The 17,076-nt window shown below is 71.3% G+C and carries 11 protein-coding genes and 1 pseudogene; 11 read left to right on the forward strand and 1 reads right to left on the reverse strand.

What is annotated here, in order from left to right:
- Positions 1-40 precede the first annotated feature (40 nt).
- The 3 genes and pseudogenes from ACFU5O_RS06085 to ACFU5O_RS06095 all read left to right on the forward strand — a co-directional run.
- A complete protein-coding gene (locus ACFU5O_RS06085) occupies positions 41-430 on the forward strand; it encodes a (2Fe-2S) ferredoxin domain-containing protein (protein WP_384237764.1) in 390 nt (129 codons plus the stop codon).
- Between the two features lie 194 nt (positions 431-624).
- Entirely contained in the window at positions 625-2,529 is a 1,905-nt protein-coding gene (locus ACFU5O_RS06090) for a LamG-like jellyroll fold domain-containing protein (RefSeq protein WP_384236952.1), read from the forward strand.
- A 67-nt stretch (positions 2,530-2,596) separates the two neighbouring features.
- Positions 2,597-3,402, forward strand: a pseudogene (locus ACFU5O_RS06095) (histidinol-phosphatase); the annotation flags it as partial.
- Positions 3,403-3,641: 239 nt separating this feature from the next.
- On the opposite strand, the gene fdhD reads toward ACFU5O_RS06095, so the two are convergent.
- On the reverse strand, positions 3,642-4,481 hold the full coding sequence (gene fdhD / locus ACFU5O_RS06100) for a formate dehydrogenase accessory sulfurtransferase FdhD (RefSeq protein WP_384236954.1): 840 nt from the start codon (positions 4,479-4,481) through the stop codon (positions 3,642-3,644).
- Positions 4,482-5,073: 592 nt separating this feature from the next.
- Between fdhD and ACFU5O_RS06105 the strand changes: the two genes are divergently transcribed.
- The 8 genes from ACFU5O_RS06105 (at position 5,074) to ACFU5O_RS06140 (ending at position 16,929) form a co-directional block, all read left to right on the forward strand.
- Positions 5,074-6,039 (forward strand): beta-ketoacyl-ACP synthase III, encoded by a 966-nt coding sequence (locus ACFU5O_RS06105; RefSeq protein WP_384236957.1) that lies wholly within the window; start codon positions 5,074-5,076, stop codon positions 6,037-6,039.
- Positions 6,040-6,259: 220 nt separating this feature from the next.
- On the forward strand, positions 6,260-8,809 hold the full coding sequence (locus ACFU5O_RS06110; RefSeq protein ID WP_384236959.1) for a SpoIIE family protein phosphatase: 2,550 nt from the start codon (positions 6,260-6,262) through the stop codon (positions 8,807-8,809).
- Positions 8,810-9,455: 646 nt separating this feature from the next.
- Positions 9,456-10,637: an ROK family protein gene (locus ACFU5O_RS06115; RefSeq protein ID WP_384236962.1), complete on the forward strand. Its 1,182-nt coding sequence runs from the start codon at positions 9,456-9,458 to the stop codon at positions 10,635-10,637.
- Between the two features lie 244 nt (positions 10,638-10,881).
- Entirely contained in the window at positions 10,882-12,423 is a 1,542-nt protein-coding gene (locus ACFU5O_RS06120) for a sugar ABC transporter ATP-binding protein (protein WP_384236965.1), read from the forward strand.
- Positions 12,420-13,490 (forward strand): ABC transporter permease, encoded by a 1,071-nt coding sequence (locus ACFU5O_RS06125; RefSeq protein ID WP_384236968.1) that lies wholly within the window; start codon positions 12,420-12,422, stop codon positions 13,488-13,490. The genes ACFU5O_RS06120 and ACFU5O_RS06125 overlap by 4 nt, the downstream gene beginning before the upstream one ends.
- Positions 13,491-13,577: 87 nt before the next feature.
- Positions 13,578-14,633 carry a substrate-binding domain-containing protein gene (locus ACFU5O_RS06130; protein ID WP_384236971.1) on the forward strand — a complete coding sequence of 352 codons (1,056 nt, stop codon included), beginning with the start codon at positions 13,578-13,580 and terminating at the stop codon, positions 14,631-14,633.
- Positions 14,634-14,678: 45 nt separating this feature from the next.
- Positions 14,679-15,911: a Gfo/Idh/MocA family protein gene (locus ACFU5O_RS06135; RefSeq protein WP_384236973.1), complete on the forward strand. Its 1,233-nt coding sequence runs from the start codon at positions 14,679-14,681 to the stop codon at positions 15,909-15,911.
- 13 nt (positions 15,912-15,924) lie between these two features.
- Positions 15,925-16,929: a sugar phosphate isomerase/epimerase family protein gene (locus ACFU5O_RS06140; RefSeq protein ID WP_384236976.1), complete on the forward strand. Its 1,005-nt coding sequence runs from the start codon at positions 15,925-15,927 to the stop codon at positions 16,927-16,929.
- The last annotated feature ends 147 nt before the right edge of the window (positions 16,930-17,076 follow it).

Below are 17,076 nucleotides of genomic sequence, written 5' to 3' on the forward strand. Positions count from 1 at the left end.
CGCCACGAGCGTGGCCACCACCGCGATCCCCCCTGGCCGGATGCGCCCCGCCGCTTCCCGGCCCTGCACACTCGTCGTCTGCCGGGGCTGCTGCTGCGGAGACGCCCGCAAGAACCCGGGCACGGACCACGAAGGCCAGCTGAGTCGGATGCGCGAGGCCGCGGCCGGCTCGGAGGGCCGGTTCGCGGTCCGGACCAGCGAGTGTCTCGGGCCCTGCGGACAGGCCAATGTGGTGGTGGTCCAGCCTTCTTCGGCGGCCCGTGCCCGTGGCGCACGCGCGGCGTGGATCGGCTGGGCACTCGACGACGACGCCACGGACGAGATCCTTGCCTGGGCGCAGGCCGGGGGACCGGGCCTCGCGGAGCCTTCCGCCACCCTCTCGCTCCAGCTGATCGCACCGCCCGCGGCCCGCCCCCGCGGTAGGCGCTGACTTCTCCCCAAGGTCCGGCCCCACGTCGCCCCGCGCCCGTTCACGCAGTCTTCTTCCCGGTGTTGCCGATGTGAGGGCGTGGGGCGGGTGGGGCGCGCATAGCGTGCGGGGCATCACGTGGATCAGGGTGGGGAGAAGACATGTCCCGTCAGCTTGCTACGCCGCATACGCCGCATACGCCGCATACGCAGGACATGCCCGAGACGGCAGAGGCGCCGTACACGCAAGTCGGCCCGCAGGACGCGCAGGAGACGGGTTCGAGCGGTGCCGGCCGACGGGCGGTACTGCGGGCGGCGGGCGTGGCCGGAGCGGCAGCAGTGGCCGTGGGCTTCACGGGCACCACAGCCGCAGCAGCCTCTGACAACGTTGCCGGGACGCGGCCCGACCCGGAGAGCCCGCGCTTCACCCTCGCCGTCATGCCGGACACCCAGTACCTCTTCGACGGCGCGAGCATCCACAAGGAGCCCGTCGAGGCGGCGCTGCGGTACGTGCTCGACCACGCCCGTGACGAGAACATCGTCTTCCTGTCCCACCTGGGCGACCTGACCGAGAACGGCCGTCCTGAGGAATTCGCCCCCATCAGCGAGGCGTTCCGGATCCTGGACCGGCGCGGTGCGGGGTACAGCGTCCTCGCCGGGAACCACGACATCGACCCGCGCACCGACGACCGGCGTGGCCGGACCCCGTACCTCGACGCCTTCGGCCCGCGGCGCCTGCGCCGGCTGCGTAGCTTCGGAGGAGCCTCGCCGGACGGCTACAACACGTACCACGTCTTCCGCGCCGCGGGCCGGGAATGGCTCGTCCTTGCCCTCGACTGGCGGCCTTCGGCAGCCGGCATCGCCTGGGCGAAGGACGTGATCGCCCGGCACCCCCAAGCGCCCGTCATCCTCACCACGCATGAGCTCGTGTACGCAGAGGAGGCGGGCGAAGAAGGCCTGTTGTCGGACTTCGGTCAGCGCCTGTGGAACGAACTCATCGCCGGAAACGACCAGATCTTCCTCACGCTCAACGGCCACTACTGGCCCGCGGCACGCACCGTCCGCAAGAACGCCGCGGGCAACGACGTCCATCTGCACCTCACCAACTACCAGGACCGCTACTTCGGCGGCAGCGCGATGATCCGCCTCTACCGCTTCGACCTCTCCAGGGACACCATCGACGTCTCCACGTTCTCGCCATGGCTCCTCGGCAAGGAGGAGTCGGGCCGGCTCAACGCCCTGGAGCACCGCGAGCTCGAACTCACCGACCCCCAGAACCACTTCTCCGTCCCGGTCGACTTCGAGAAGAGATTCGCCGGCTTCGCACCCGTCGCCCCGCGCCGTCCCCGCCCCGCCTCCCGGATGCTGATCCCGGGCACGGTCGCCTACTGGCGTTTCGACCGCGGACGCCCCGACGGCTCACCGGCCGACGAGGCCCTCCGCGTCCCCGACCTCTCCGGCCACGGGAACGACCTGACGCGTACCGCCGTTCCGGGCAGCCCCGCCGACGCCCTGCGGTGGTCAGGCGGGCACCACCCCGACCAGCCGGGCCACGGCAGTCTCTATTTCGACGGCAGCAGGCCCCCACTGCGCGGCGCCTTCCTCGGGACCGTGAAGGACGCACCCCTCAACACCGCGGCGTTCCGCTCCGGTTACACCATCGAGGCGTTCTTCAAACTCCCCGCCGACTGGAACAGCTCCCACAACGCCTGGTCGGCGATCCTCAGCCGCCGGGGCAGCCTCGGCGCCGCCGGGAAGAACGGTGACCCCGACGAGCCGGTCGCCACCCTCTCGCTGTCGGACGGCCACGCCCTCCAGTGGGCCGCCGCACCCCTCGACCAGGAGGGTCCCGTGACCAACTGGGGTCATGAACTCGCGCTCGACACCTGGTGGCACGTCGCCGTCGTCAACGACGGCCGCCGCACCACGATGTACGTCGACGGCTGCCCGGTCGCCCGCAATCCCGCCACTGCCGCCAACGGTCTGACGACCCTCGGTCTGCCCTGGCTGCTCGGCGGCTACGAGTACGGCGGCGGACTCGACCAGCTGTTCCGAGGCTGGATCGGCGACGTCCGCATCACCGGACGCGCCCTCCCCGTAAAGGCGTTCATGAACGCCTGAGCGCGAACCGCCCAGGTCGTACCGGCCGTTGTTCATCCGCCCGAAGGAGAGGCATTCATGCACAGCCTACGGCGGCTTCGACTGGGCCACCGCGACCGTCGGCGGCCTGTGGGACGCCATGCTCGCCGAAGGTAAGCTCTTCTCGATCACGGCCAACTCGGATGTGCACCGGGTCGTCTTCGACACATGGCGCAACGGGGACTGGCTGCCGGGCCGGAACTTCGACAACACCGGCCGCCTCCCCGACCCGGTCGACACCACCGAGCCGCAGCCCGGCAGCGACTGTGGCCCGGCCAGTTCAGCCGCACCCACGTCGGTGTGACCCGCTACGGCTACCGGCACGTCATGGCCGGGCTCCGCGCGGGCCGTGTCTGGGTCGACCACGGGCGTCTGATCGACGGCATCGAGGTACGGGTCAACCGTGCGCGCGGGACCGGACGGGGCGTCACCCTCGGCGGCCGGCTGAGGGTCCGTCGCGGCGAGCAGGTGACGCTGAACGTCACCGTCACGTCCGCCTCGCGGCCGGTCCCGGGCGGTGAACTGCCGTCCCTCGCCCATCTCGACGTCATCCGGGGCGCGGTGTGCGGCCCGGTCGCCGATCGCGACGAATGGCGCGCCCCCGACACCCGGGTCGTGCACACGGCCGACGTCTCCGGACGCAACGGCCGCTACACACTGCGCATCCCGCTCGGCAGCGTCGACGAGTCCTGCTACGTACGGCTGCGCGGCAGCGACGGCAAGCGCAACGGCCCCGGCCTTCTCGGCGCGGCGGTCGACCCGCACGGCCCGGTCCCGCACCGGCCCGGGGACGGCGACCCATGGGCGGACACCTGGTGCTACACGAACCCGGTGTCCATCGACGTCGTGCGCTGAGGCCTCTCGTTCGGATCCTGCCGGGCTCGCATGCCCTGGCGGCGCACCTCGCCGCGTTGTCGTCGGTCGCCGACGTCCCCCGGCCACCGCTGGGAGGTGCCCCCACCGCGTGGGCTCCTACCTCCGCCTTGCGATGCACGCCGCCGGACCCCGCTCACCGATCCGGCCTGGTCCGAACGAAAGACCCTGGCTCCCGCAGGGGCCCGGCCGACGCAGTGGGCACCCCTCGGCCGTGCCTCTCACACCTCCGAAGTCAGCGCGATGCGCTCCTCGCCCGCGTACACGTTCATGTCGGGGCCGCGGAGAAAGCCGACGAGCGTCAGTCCGGTCTCGGCGGCCAGGTCCACGGCCAGCGAGGACGGCGCCGACACGGCCGCCAGTACCGGAATCCCGGCCATCACCGCCTTCTGCGCCAGCTCGAACGACGCCCGCCCCGAGACCAGCAGGATCGCCCGCGACAGCGGCAGCAGGTCCTCGCGCAGAGCCCGGCCGACCAGCTTGTCGACGGCGTTGTGCCGCCCCACGTCCTCACGGATGTCGAGCAGCTCGCCCTCCTCCGTGAACAGCGCGGCGGCGTGCAGCCCACCGGTCCGGTCGAAGACGCGCTGTGCCGCCCGCAGCCGGTCCGGGAGGAGGGACAGCAGCGCCGGCTCGACCCGGACCGGGGGAGTGTCGGAGACCGGGAAGCGGGTGGTGGTTCGCACGGCGTCCAGACTGGCCTTGCCGCACAGACCGCACGACGACGTCGTGTAGACGTTCCGCTCCAGCGTGATGTCCGGGACAGGCACATCCGGCGCGAGCTGCACATCGACGACGTTGTAGGTGTTCGTGCCGTCGTCCTTGGCGCCCGCGCAGTACACGATCGACCGGACCTCCGCGGCGGAGCCGATCACGCCCTCGCTGACCAGAAACCCGGCCGCGAGCGCGAAGTCGTCACCCGGTGTGCGCATGGTGATCGCCAGTGGGCGGCCGTTCAGCCGGATCTCCAGCGGCTCCTCTGCGACCAGCGTGTCCGGCCGGGTGGAAACGGCCCCGTTCCTGATCCGGATGGTGCGGCGGCGCTCGGTGACCCGTCCCATGATGTCAGTCCCGATTCCGTTCTGTACGTGTGGGAAGCCGAACGGCCCTCGCTGCGGCGGTTGCCGCGTGTGCCTCGGGCTGTCGCCGCGGCGAGATGACCCTGACGCTCTCATTCTCCTGGACGCGCAGGGATGCCTCGGACATGCAGCGGCACCTCGCACCGCTCTCCCTCCTCTCCCCGCCGTACACACGTGGAACTGCGTCTACCGCTCGGGGGGACGACGAGACCGCGGATCGACGCGTCCGCAGGCCGGGGCCGGCACCGGCCTCGCGCAGCAGGGCGGGGCAGGTCGACCGCGGACCCGGCGCCCCCGGGACCGTCTGTGCGCAGGACTTCCGCCGGCCCGGGCCGATGACCGGGCCCGGCCCCGTCCCGGGGCCTCCGGCGCTTCCGGTTCGTGTACTTTCTCCGGTTCGCGGACTCTTCCGGTTCGCGCACCCACACCGCCGCGGGCGCACAGGTCCGGCGTGAACTGCTCGGGAGTCTCCAAGATCGCGCGGCGATTCCTGTTGGTTCACCTGCCCTGCTACCCGTGAGTCACCGAGGACACTGGAGGGCTCCTGACGTCGGAAGAAGAGGGGCCCCCGGGCATGATCGGCACGCGCATAGCCGCGCTCGGGCACTACCAGCCCGCCAAGGTGCTCACCAACGACGACCTGGCGGCCATGGTCGACACCAGTGACGAATGGATCACCAGCCGCGTCGGGATCAGGACCCGCCATGTGGCAGGGCCCGACGAGCCCGTGGACGAGCTGGCCGCGCACGCCGCCGCGAAGGCGCTCGCCTCGGCCGGACTGACACCCGCCGACATCGACCTGGTCCTGGTCGCCACCTCCACGGCGACCGACCGCTCCCCGAACACCGCCGCCCGCGTCGCGGCCCGGCTCGGGATGGGCTCGCCCGCGACCATGGACCTGAACGTCGTCTGCGCCGGCTTCACACACGCCCTGGCCACCGCGGACCACGCCGTGCGTGCGGGGTCCGCCACCCGTGCGCTGGTGATCGGTGCCGACAAGATGACCGACGTCACCGACTGGAGCGACCGCACCACCTGCGTGCTCGTCGGTGACGGCGCGGGAGCCGCCGTCGTCGAGGCGTGCCCGCTGGGGACGGAGGACGGAATCGGCACCGGCACCGGCATCGGCCCGGTGCTCTGGGGTTCGGTCCCGGAGATGGGCCATGCGGTACGGATCGAGGGCATGCCGCCGCGCTTCGCGCAGGAGGGCCAGACCGTCTACCGCTGGGCCACCACCCAGCTCCCGCAGATCGCCCGCCAGGTGTGCGAGCGGGCCGGTCTCGCGCCCGAGGACCTCGCCGCCGTCGTACTGCACCAGGCCAACCTGCGGATCATCGAGCCGGTCGCCCGGCGCATCGGCGCGGTGAACGCGGTAGTCGCCCGGGACGTCGTCGAGTCCGGCAACACGTCGGCCGCCTCGATCCCGATGGCCCTGTCCAAGCTGGTGGAGCGCGGCGAGGTCGCCCCGGGTGCGCCGGCGCTGCTCTTCGGGTTCGGCGGCAATCTCTCGTACGCGGGACAGGTCGTGCGCTGCCCCTGAGCCGCCTGTCCGTCCGCTCCCGGAAGGCGAGGCGGCCCGCGGCCTGCGCGTCGGGCCGGTCCGCGGATACGCGGTGATGCACGGGGTCCTGCGGTTCCGTCGTCCCGCAGCCACCGGGTTCTGCCGTCCCGCGGTTTCGCCGTCCTCGGTCCCGTCCGGCCGGTGCGCTCCGCCCGGCCGGAGGTGCGACTCGGGGCAGCCCTGGCGCATCCTTAGCTGTGTGACGTGGTACGGCGCGGCCAGGCCCGGCCCGCGAAGCCGGAGCGGGCCGCAGCGCCGGACGAGCCTCAGCGCTGACCACAGCGCGGATGAGCTCGGTCTGGTGCTCGCCGAGGTCGCGGTCAAGGCGACCGGCGCGGTAGGCGGCTACGCCGGCGGGGTGTATCTGCGCTCGGAGACCGATGGCCTGCTGCGCCTCGCGGTGCTCGTCGGGCTGCCGAGCGAGCTCATGCGCCCGTGGTGGCGTATGCATGTGAACCGGCCCTTCCCCGTGGCCGAGTGCTTCCGCACGTCGGAGCCCATCAACCTCGCCGACGGTGAGGAGGCCATGCGGCGGTTCCCGCAGCTCATGGCCGGTCTTCCGTTCCCCTTCAGCTCTCTCTACGTTCCCGTCTCGAGCGACGAGGAGAAATTCGGAGTCCTCGTGGCCCTGCGCCCCGCCACCCCGGGGCACCTGGTCGACGAGTCCGACCGCCGTCGTATGGGTGACGCCGGCAAGCGGCTCGGCGCCGCCCTCGCGGAACTGCGCAAGAACGGGGACCCCGTGATCTGGGACGGCGAACCTCTCGCCGTCCAGACCCCGGATTCGGCCGCCCGCCCGGTGCGGATCGGCACCTTCGACTGGGATCTCGTCAGCGGTGAACTCACCGCCGACGAGGAGTTCTGCGCGATCCTCGACATCGCCCCCGACCGCTTCCCCGGCCATATCGACGCGCTGGCCGGCAGAGTCGTCCCCGAGGACGCCTACCAGCTGAGGGCCCTCGCCCAGGAAGCCGCCCACGACGGCAGACCGGTGGTCCGAAGGCTGAGGCTCCAACGCGACGAGGGTCCCCCCTCCCTGCTGGAACTCGCGGGCCGCCCGGTCCATCCGTCCAGCGGCACCGGAGCGCGCCGCCTCACCGGATCCCTCATCGACCTGGGCGCCGGAGCGATCGCGTCCGAGGCCGGGGACCGTCTCCCCGACGGCCTCTTCTCCCTCGACCGGTCGGGGCGGATCACCTATGTCAACCGCACCGCGGAGGAGCTGCTCGGGTTCGCGCGCGCCGACCTGGTCGGACGAGTCCTCTGGGATGCCGTGCAGTGGCTCGACCGGCCCGCCTACGAGGACTACTACAGGGCGGCGCTCCTCTCCGACGAACCCGTCCGGTTCCAGGCGGACAGGGGGCAGCAGGACTGGGTGTCGGTGTTCCTCTACCCGGGCCACCACGGGCTGACCGGAACGATCATCGCCGCCGACCGCCCCGACGCCGGGCCGGGCTCGTTCGGCCGGCCGGGCCCCGGGGGCACATTCGCCTCACCCGTCGACCGGGCCACCGCCCTGTACCGCCCGGTCGCCCTCGCCATCGCCCTGACCGAGGCCGTCACCGCACGTCAGGTGTCCGCCGTCGTCACCGAGGAACTGCTGCCCGCGTTCGGTGGCCGTCAGCTGGCCATCTACGTCCTCCACGAGCGGCACCTCTACCTGGCCTGGGAGACCGGTTTCCCACCCGGCTTCCTCACACCTTTCGAGGGCGTCGGGCTTGACGCACGGCTGCCCGGCGTCGAAACCCTCGCCACCGGTCGCCCGATCTTCTTCGAGTCCATGCAGCAACTGGCCGCTGCCTACCCCGGCATCCCCCTGGACGCTTCCGTCGGCGCGCGGGCGTTCCTGCCGCTGATCACCTCCGGCCGCCCCGTCGGCTCCTGCATCCTCGGCTTCGACCAGCCGCGCGCCTTCGTTCCCGAGGAACGCACGGTCCTCACCGCCCTCGCAGGTCTCATCGCCCAGGCGCTCGAACGCGCCAGGCGCTACGACACAGAGGCGGCGCTGGCCAGAGGCCTGCAGGACGCCCTGCTGCCGCACCGGCTGCCCACCATCGAGAACGTCGAGACGGTCGGGCGCTATCTCCCGGGCACCCAGGGCATGGACGTCGGCGGCGACTGGTACGACGTCATCGAGACCGACCGTGGCCTTGCCCTCGTCATCGGCGACGTCCAGGGCCATGGTGTCGCCGCCGCGGCCATCATGGGACAGCTGCGCAGCGCGGTCCGGGCCTTCGCGCTCGCCGGGCTCGAGCCGGAACGAGTGGTGCGCGGTACCAACCGGCTCCTCAGCGACCTCGATCCGGCACAGTTCGCCACCTGCTGTTACGTCCGGCTCGACCCGAAGACCGGGGCCGCCCAGGCCGTGCGCGCCGGACACCCCCAGCCCCTGCTGCGCAGGCCCGACGGGCGGACCGAGGTGCTCGACCTCCCCGGGGGGCTCATTCTCGGCGTGGACGCGCAGGAGACGTATCCCGTCAGTGAGCTGACGGTCGAACCGGGGGCGGTGCTCGCCCTGTTCACCGACGGACTGATCGAGCGACCGGGCCGGGACACCGACATCGGGATAGAGCGGCTGCGCAGTGCCTTGGCCCGGGCGGGCACGAGCACCGTGGCCGATGTCGCCGACCGCCTCATCCGCGAGGCCCGGCAGTCGCCGGACCGCCCCGACGACATCGCGCTGCTGCTCACGGCCAGGTGGACGCAGCGCGACGCCGACCGGACCCTGGGCGGCGAGGCCGGTCAGTGACGGGACTGGTGGATGACGGGACCGGGGTTGGAGGGGACCGGTGGATGTCGGGAACGGGGTTGGAGGGGACCGGGGGTTGGACGGGACCGGTGGGTGACGGGAGCGGGGGCACGGCCGAGCACGTCACCGAGGACCCGCGCCCGGTCGGCGGGCAGCAGCGCCTCGGGCCCGGACAGGGTGTACGCCGTGCCCTCGTGCCCGGACGAGGTCAGCGACACGGCCTCGACGGCGGTGATGACCGCTGAACGCCCGCACCGGGGCACCCGCCTCGGCCGGCGCGCGCACGAGCTCGGAGTCGACGTTTCCCGTGGCACCGGTCACCGGAATCATGCGGGGGTCCGTCCTCTCGTCGTTCCCGTCAACTGCCGTTGATGAGTGGCCGGTCGCCGGTCGGCGGATCCCGTCGCCACCATCGTGCTCGGGCGGCCACACCGGCACCAGGACCGCAACGCCGGACAGGGCGGCCGACCCCCGACAGCCTTTGTCCTGGGTGTGGAGAAAGTTGCCATGGATTCATGCTCAACTTCTTCCCCGTTGCGGACAGCGCTGCTACGTTCCCCTCGAAAGCCCGACGGAGCAGGAAGGCCGGGGCAGACCGGGGTTCCCCATGCCGAAGGCCGGGGGAGGGGAGGGACGCGTGAGACGTATGACGGCTCGACCCGCCAACGCGCATCAGGCGCGACTGCTGCGGCTGTTGCGCGACGGCGGCCCCAACTCCCGTGCTCAGCTGGGCGATCAGATCGACCTTTCGCGGTCCAAGCTGGCGGTCGAGGTGGACCGACTGCTGGAGACGGGATTGATCGTCGCGGACGGGCTCGCGGCCTCCCGGGGCGGACGGCGGTCGCACAACATCCGGCTGGCGCCCAATCTGCGTTTCCTCGGTGTGGACATCGGTGCCACATCGGTCGATGTCGCGGTCACCAGCGCCGAGTTGGAGGTCCTCGGTCACCTCAACCACCCGATGGACGTCCGCGAAGGACCCGTCGCCGTCTTCGAGCAGGTCCTCGCGATGGCCGCCAAACTCAAGGCGTCCGGTCTCGCAGAGGGCTTCGACGGGGCCGGGATCGGCGTGCCGGGACCCGTCCGCTTCCCCGAGGGTGTGCCCGTGGCACCGCCGATCATGCCCGGCTGGGACGGATTCCCGGTCCGCGAGGCACTCAGCCAGGAGCTGGGCTGTCCCGTCATGGTCGACAACGACGTGAACCTCATGGCGATGGGGGAGCAGCACGCAGGCGTCGCGCGTTCCGTCGGCGACTTCCTCTGCGTCAAGATCGGCACGGGCATCGGCTGCGGCATCGTCGTCGGCGGCGAGGTCTACCGCGGTACGACCGGAAGCGCGGGCGACATCGGCCACATCCAGGTCGAGCCCGACGGGCGTCCCTGCGCCTGCGGCAACAGGGGCTGTCTGGAAGCCCACTTCAGCGGCGCCGCTCTCGCACGAGACGCGGAGGAGACGGCCCGTACGGGACAGTCGCCGGAACTCGCCGCACGACTGGAGGCCGCCGGAAAGCTCACCGCCGTGGATGTCGCGGCGGCTGCCGCGGCCGGGGACGCGACCGCGCTCGACCTGATCCGCGAGGGCGGCAACCGCGTGGGCCAGGTCATCGCGGGCCTCGTCAGCTTCTTCAACCCGGGCCTCGTCGTGATCGGAGGCGGTGTCACGGGTCTCGGTCACACACTGCTCGCCAGTGTCCGTACCCAGGTCTACCGGCAGTCGCTGCCGCTGGCCACCGGCAATCTCCCCATCGTGCTGGGTGAACTGGGCCCCACCGCCGGAGTGATCGGTGCCGCCCGGCTCATCAGCGACCACCTGTTCTCCCCGGCCTGATCCAGCGGACCGGCCGGTCCGCGCGACATCTCACAACATTCACAACAGCTCACAACAGACGCAGAGCACAGCAGCACCGCAGCACCGCAGCAATCAACGGCACAGCGCACCTGGTACCTCCCTGCCCGCTCACCGGCCGCACCAGCCGAGGGGATTCGTCATGGCACCAGAACCACCACCAGAACCACCACCGGCACCACCTCCGGCACCACCACCGGCACCGTCCGCACCACCGCTCCTCACCATGTCCGGCATCACCAAGTCGTTCCCCGGCGTCCGTGCCCTCGACGGCGTCGACCTCGACGTCCAGGCCGGTGAAGTCCACTGTCTCCTCGGCCAGAACGGCGCCGGCAAGTCCACCCTCATCAAGGTGCTCGCCGGAGCCCACCAACCCGACGGCGGAGAGATCACCTGGCGCGGCGCGACCGTCTCGCTGAGGTCGCCCATCGCCGCCATGCGGCTCGGCATCGCCACCATCTACCAGGAACTCGACCTGGTCGAAGGACTGACCGTCGCGGAGAACGTCTTCCTCGGCCATGAACCCACCACGGCCGGTTTCGTCGTCCGGGGCCGAGAGGCCCGCCAGGCCGCCACCGCGTTGCTGCGCCGTCTCGGCCACCCGGAGATCGATCCCGGCCGGGCCGTCGGTGAACTCTCCGCCGCCCAGCAGCAGATCGTGTCGATGGCACGCGCGCTCTCCCACGACGTACGCCTCATCGTCATGGACGAGCCGTCCGCGGCCCTCGACCCCGAAGAGACCGCCAATCTCTTCCGCATCGTCGCCGACCTGACGGCGGACGGCGTCGCCGTGGTCCACATCTCCCACCGCCTGGAGGAGATCCGGCGCATCGGCGACCGCGTCACCGTCCTCAAGGACGGCCGGGCCGTCGCCGGCGGACTGCCCGCGAAAGACACCCCCACGCGCGACATCGTTGCCATGATGACCGGACGCAATGTCGAGTACGTCTTTCCCGGCCGGCCCGACCGTGCACCCGGCGGTGCTCCCGTGCTGCGGGTCGAAGGACTCACCCGGCACGGCGAGTTCGCCCCGGTCGACCTCGAACTGCGCCCCGGCGAGATCGTCGGTCTCGCCGGGCTCGTCGGCTCCGGCCGCTCGGAGATCCTGGAGACCGTCTTCGGGGCCAGGAAGCCCGACGCGGGCAGGGTCGTCGTCGACGGACGCCCCCTCAAGCCAGGCAGTGTGCGATCCGCGGTCCGCGCGGGACTCGGACTCGCCCCTGAGGAACGCAAGGCACAAGGCCTGCTGATGCTCGAATCCGTCACCCGCAACGTCTCGGTGTCCTCCCTCTCCCGCTTCTCGTGCGGCGGCTGGCTCGACCGGGGCGAGGAGCGCCGCGCCGCCCGGGAGGCGACGCGAGAGCTGTCACTGCGACCCGACAACCCCGATGCCCCCATCCGCACGCTCTCCGGCGGCAACCAGCAGAAAGCAGTGCTCGCCCGCTGGCTGCTGCGCGGCTGCCGAGTCCTGCTGCTCGACGAGCCGACCCGCGGTGTCGACGTCGGCGCCCGCGCCGAGCTCTACGCGGTGATCCGCCGCCTCGCCGACGAGGGCCTCGCCGTCCTCCTCGTCTCCAGCGAGGTCCCCGAAGTCCTCGGGCTGGCCGACCGGGTGCTCGTCCTGCGCGAGGGCGAGGTCGTGCACACGGCGCCCGCCCAGGAGCTCGACGAGCACCGCGTACTCGACCTGGTGATGGAAGGCAGCCCCACCGGGCCTGCCGCACCCGGCACCGCCGGCGCCGCATCCTCGCGAAGGGAGTCCCAGTGACACAGCAGTCGGTCCCGCCCGCGCAGCAGGACGGCGCAGGCCCCCCGAGCGGCGGGGGAAGGGCGGCAGTTCCCGCACCCGCCAAGACGCCCGCCGGGTCCGGTGGCGGCCTGCGCACCCTCGGGCTGCGCGCCGACGTCCGCAACCTCTCGCTGCTCGGCGTGCTCGCCGTACTGATCGCCGTCGGCGGCTTCACCAGCCCGGACACCTTCCTGGACCCCTCCAACCTCCAACTGGTCCTCACCCAGGCGTCCGTGATCGGTGTGGTCACCGTCGGGATGACGTTCGTGATCACCAGCGGCGGTATCGATCTGTCCGTCGGCGCGATCGTCGCCCTCGCATCGGTGTGGGCCACGACGGTCGCCACCCAGGAGTACGGCTTCACCGGCATCCTCTTCACCGCGGTCGTGGTGGGCCTCGGCTGCGGACTGGTGAACGGCCTGCTCATCGCGTACGGCGGGATGGTGCCGTTCATCGCGACCCTGGCCATGCTCGCCTCTGCCCGCGGCCTCGCCCTTCAGATCACCGAGGGCAGGACCCAGATCGTGACCGTGCAGCCGGTGCTCGACCTGGGAGTCCCCGACGCGTACATCCTCGGCGTACCGCCGCTGGTCCTGGTCTTCGCCGCCGTCACGGTGATCGGCTGGCTGCTGCTGAACCGGACGACCTTCGGACGACGGACCGTCGCCGTCGGCGGCAACGCGGAAGCCGCCCGCCTCGCCGGTATCGACGTCCGCCGCCAGCGGCTCTACCTCTATCTGCTCTCCGGGCTGTGCTGCGGCATCGCCGCCTTTCTGCTGATCATCCTGTCGGGCTCCGGCCAGAACACCAACGGCAATCTGTACGAACTCGACGCGATCGCCGCCGCGATCATCGGCGGCACCCTGCTGAGCGGAGGCCGCGGCACCATCGTCGGCTCCGTGCTCGGCGTCCTCGTCTTCACCACGATCACCAACATCTTCGCTCTCAACAACCTCCAGAGCGACGTCCAGCAGATCGCCAAGGGCGCGATCATCGTCGCCGCCGTACTGGTCCAGCGCCGCACCCTGCGCGGCGGCGAGGTCTGACGCGCCCCACCGCACCGCACACCACCACCCCACCGATCCCGCCAACTCCCCCTCCCCGCACGCCCGATCCCGAAGGGTCCCATCGCCATGCCAGAAATCCCCGCCACCAGCCGCAGAGGGCTGCTCCTCGGCACCGCGGCGGTCTCCGCCGGCGCCCTCCTCACCGCCTGCACCAGCAACGAGCCCTCGAACTCCAAGAGCGGTGACACGGCCGCGAACAACGCACCGGCCGCCGACGACAGGCCGGGCAAGCCCCTCACGATCGGCTTCGCCGGGCCCCAGGCCGACCACGGCTGGCTCAACGCCATCAACGAGAACGCGAAGGAGCGTGCGAAGAAGTACTCCGAGGTGACCCTGGAGATCACCGAGGGCTCGAACGACACCGCCGCCCAGATCGGCCAGATCCAGACGCTGATCAACAAGAAGGTCGACGTACTGGTGATCCTGCCGGCCGACGGCAAGGCTCTGACCCAGGTCGGACTGCAGGCCATGAAGGCCGGCATCCCCGTGATCAATCTGGACCGGGTCTTCGCATCGCCGCAGGCGTACCGCTGCTGGATCGGCGGCGACAACTACGGCATGGGCCTCAACGCGGGCCGCTACATCGGCGAACAGCTCAAGGACAAGCCGGACGCCAAGGTCGTCGAGCTCGCCGGGATGGACAACCTGGAGCTCACCAAGCAGCGCACCCAGGGCTTCGACGACGCTCTGAAGAACTATCCCAACATCAAGAAGGTCGCCCGCCAGGCCGCCGATTTCACCGTGGAGTCCGGCCAGGCGAAGATGGCCCAACTCCTCCAGGCACAGAAGCAGTTCGACGCCCTGTGGAACCACGACGACGACCAGGGCGTAGGGGCCCTGCGCGCCATCCAGCAGGCGGCCCGGAGCGACTTCCTGATGGTCGGCGGCGCGGGCGCCAAGTCCGCGATGGACGCCATCAAGGCCGACAGCGGCGTACTGAAGGCGACCGTTCTCTACCCGCCGACCATGGCAGCGTCCGCCATCGACCTGGCGCGGGCGCTGGGCCAGGGCAAGGGCGTGGGAGGGCTCGCGGAGCTGGAGATCCCCGCCTCGATCACCCTCTACTCGGCCGTGGTCACCAAGGAGAACGTCGACGAGTACCTGCCCACGGGCTTCAGCTGATCGTCCCGCCCGCCCCCACCGAGCAATCGACGAGGAGGAACCCGTATGGAACAGAGGGACAGCGACGCCGGTGGAGCCGGTGGGTCCGGAGGAGCCGGCAAGGCTGCGGTGCCGGTGCTCGGCATCGGCATGGTCGGCTACGCGTTCATGGGCGCCGCGCACTCCCAGGGCTGGCGCACCGTCGGCCGCGTCTTCGACCTGCCCGTGCGACCGGTCCTCGCCGCCGTCTGCGGTCGTGACGCGGCAGCGGTCCGGGCCGCGGCGGACAAGCACGGCTGGGCCGCCGCGGAGACCGACTGGCGCGCCCTCGTGACCCGCGACGACGTCCAGCTCGTCGACATCTGCACACCGGGTGACAGCCATGCGGAGATCGCGATCGCCGCGCTGGAGGCGGGCAAGCACGTTCTGTGCGAGAAGCCGCTCGCGAACTCGGTCGCCGAGGCCGAGGCCATGGCCGCCGCTGCCCGACGCGCGCGGGAGCGCGGTCAGGTGGCCATGGTCGGCTTCAACTACCGCAGGGTGCCGGCGCTCTCGTACGCCCGCGCTCTGATCGCCGACGGGCGGCTCGGCACCCTTCGGCATCTCCGGTTCACCTACCTCCAGGACTGGCTGGTCGACCCGGACTTCCCGCTCACCTGGCGTCTTCGGCGGGAGCACGCGGGCTCGGGGGCGCTCGGCGATCTGGGGGCTCATATCGTGGACCTCGCGCAGTACCTGGCGGGGGAGCCGCTGGTCGGGGTCTCGGCGCTCGCGGAGACCTTCGTACGCGAACGGCCTCTGCTCGCCGGTGCGTCGGCGGGGCTGTCGGCGTCGGGAGGCCTCCGGCGGGGGCCGGTCACCGTCGACGACGCCGCCCTGTTCACCGGGCGGCTGGCCTCCGGGGCGCTCGCGTCCTTCGAGGCCACCCGGATGGCGCCCGGCCGCAAGAACGCGCTGCGGCTCGAGATCAACGGGGAGCGGGGGTCGCTCGCCTTCGACCTCGAGCGGCTCAACGAGCTGTCCTTCCACGACGACTGCGAACCCGCGGCGTCCTCCGGCTTCCGCCGGATCCTGGTCACCGAGACGGAGCACCCGTATCTGGCGGCCTGGTGGCCGCCCGGCCACGCGCTCGGATACGAGCACACCTTCACCCACCAGGCGCGCGACCTGGTGCACGCCATCGCCGAGGGCGCAGAACCGGCACCGTCGTTCGCCGACGGACTGCAGGTGCAGCGCGTGCTCGCGGCGGTGGAGGAGAGCGTGGAGAAGAACGCCGTCTACACACCCGTCCCCGTCTGAGGAGGTCCTTGCCGTGCCACGCCCCTTCACCCTCTTCACCGGTCAGTGGGCCGACCTTCCGCTGGAGGAGGTCTGCCGGCTCGCCCGGGACTTCGGCTACGACGGCCTCGAACTCGCCTGCTGGGGCGATCACTTCGAGGTCGACAAGGCTCTCGCCGACCCCTCGTACCTGGACGGGCGGCGGGCGCTGCTCGACAAGTACGGGCTGAAATGCTGGGCGATCTCCAACCATCTGGTCGGGCAGGCGGTCTGCGACCATCCGATCGACGAGCGGCACCAGGCGATCGTGCCCGCCCGCATCTGGGGCGACGGGGAGCCCGAGGGCGTACGGCAACGGGCGGCGCGTGAGCTCGCCGACACCGCCCGGGCCGCGGCGGCATTCGGCGTCCGTACCGTCATCGGCTTCACCGGCTCGTCCATCTGGCATCTGGTCGCGATGTTCCCGCCGGTGCCGGAGCGGATGATCGAACGCGGCTACGAGGACTTCGCCGAGCGCTGGAACCCGATCCTGGACGTCTTCGACGCGGAGGGCGTGCGGTTCGCCCATGAGGTCCATCCGAGTGAGATCGCGTACGACTACTGGACCACGCACCGGGCGCTGGAGGCCGTGGACCGCCGGGCGGCGTTCGGGCTGAACTTCGACCCGAGCCACTTCGTCTGGCAGGACCTCGATCCGGTGGGCTTCCTCTACGACTTCCGGGACCGGATCTACCACGTCGACTGCAAGGAGGCGCGGCGCCGGCTGGACGGACGCAACGGGCGGCTCGGTTCGCATCTGCCCTGGGGCGACCCGCGGCGCGGCTGGGACTTCGTCTCGGCCGGGCACGGCGACGTGCCGTGGGAGGACGTGTTCCGGATGCTGCGGTCGATCGGCTACGACGGTCCTGTCTCCGTCGAGTGGGAGGACGCCGGAATGGACCGCCTGGCGGGCGCTCCGGAAGCGCTTGCCACGCTGAAGCGGTATGACTTCGAACCGTCCACGGCCTCGTTCGACGCAGCCTTCGGAGGCAACGACTAGAGCATCGACGCAGGCCAGGCCCGGTGGCGCGGAACGCGCTGCCGGGCCGGTCAGGCCTGCCCGTCACCGGCTTTGTCCTGCCTCTGGAGAAAGTTCAACTTCATTGGTGTGCAAGGGCTTTCGGCCCAGGACGAAGCCCGCTACGGT

Origin of the sequence: Streptomyces sp. NPDC057445 (assembly GCF_042802855.1) — a bacterium.
GTDB lineage: Bacteria > Actinomycetota > Actinomycetes > Streptomycetales > Streptomycetaceae > Streptomyces.

Bases quoted from the DNA above. Each gene is read 5' to 3' on its own strand.
- ACFU5O_RS06085 (WP_384237764.1), top strand. From the start codon at position 41: ATGCGCCCCGCCGCTTCCCGGCCCTGCACACTCGTCGTCTGCCGGGGC.
- ACFU5O_RS06090 (WP_384236952.1), top strand. From the start codon at position 625: ATGCCCGAGACGGCAGAGGCGCCGTACACGCAAGTCGGCCCGCAGGAC.
- fdhD (WP_384236954.1), bottom strand. From the start codon at position 4,481: ATGGGACGGGTCACCGAGCGCCGCCGCACCATCCGGATCAGGAACGGG.
- ACFU5O_RS06105 (WP_384236957.1), top strand. From the start codon at position 5,074: ATGATCGGCACGCGCATAGCCGCGCTCGGGCACTACCAGCCCGCCAAG.
- ACFU5O_RS06115 (WP_384236962.1), top strand. From the start codon at position 9,456: ATGACGGCTCGACCCGCCAACGCGCATCAGGCGCGACTGCTGCGGCTG.
- ACFU5O_RS06120 (WP_384236965.1), top strand. From the start codon at position 10,882: ATGTCCGGCATCACCAAGTCGTTCCCCGGCGTCCGTGCCCTCGACGGC.
- ACFU5O_RS06130 (WP_384236971.1), top strand. From the start codon at position 13,578: ATGCCAGAAATCCCCGCCACCAGCCGCAGAGGGCTGCTCCTCGGCACC.
- ACFU5O_RS06135 (WP_384236973.1), top strand. From the start codon at position 14,679: ATGGAACAGAGGGACAGCGACGCCGGTGGAGCCGGTGGGTCCGGAGGA.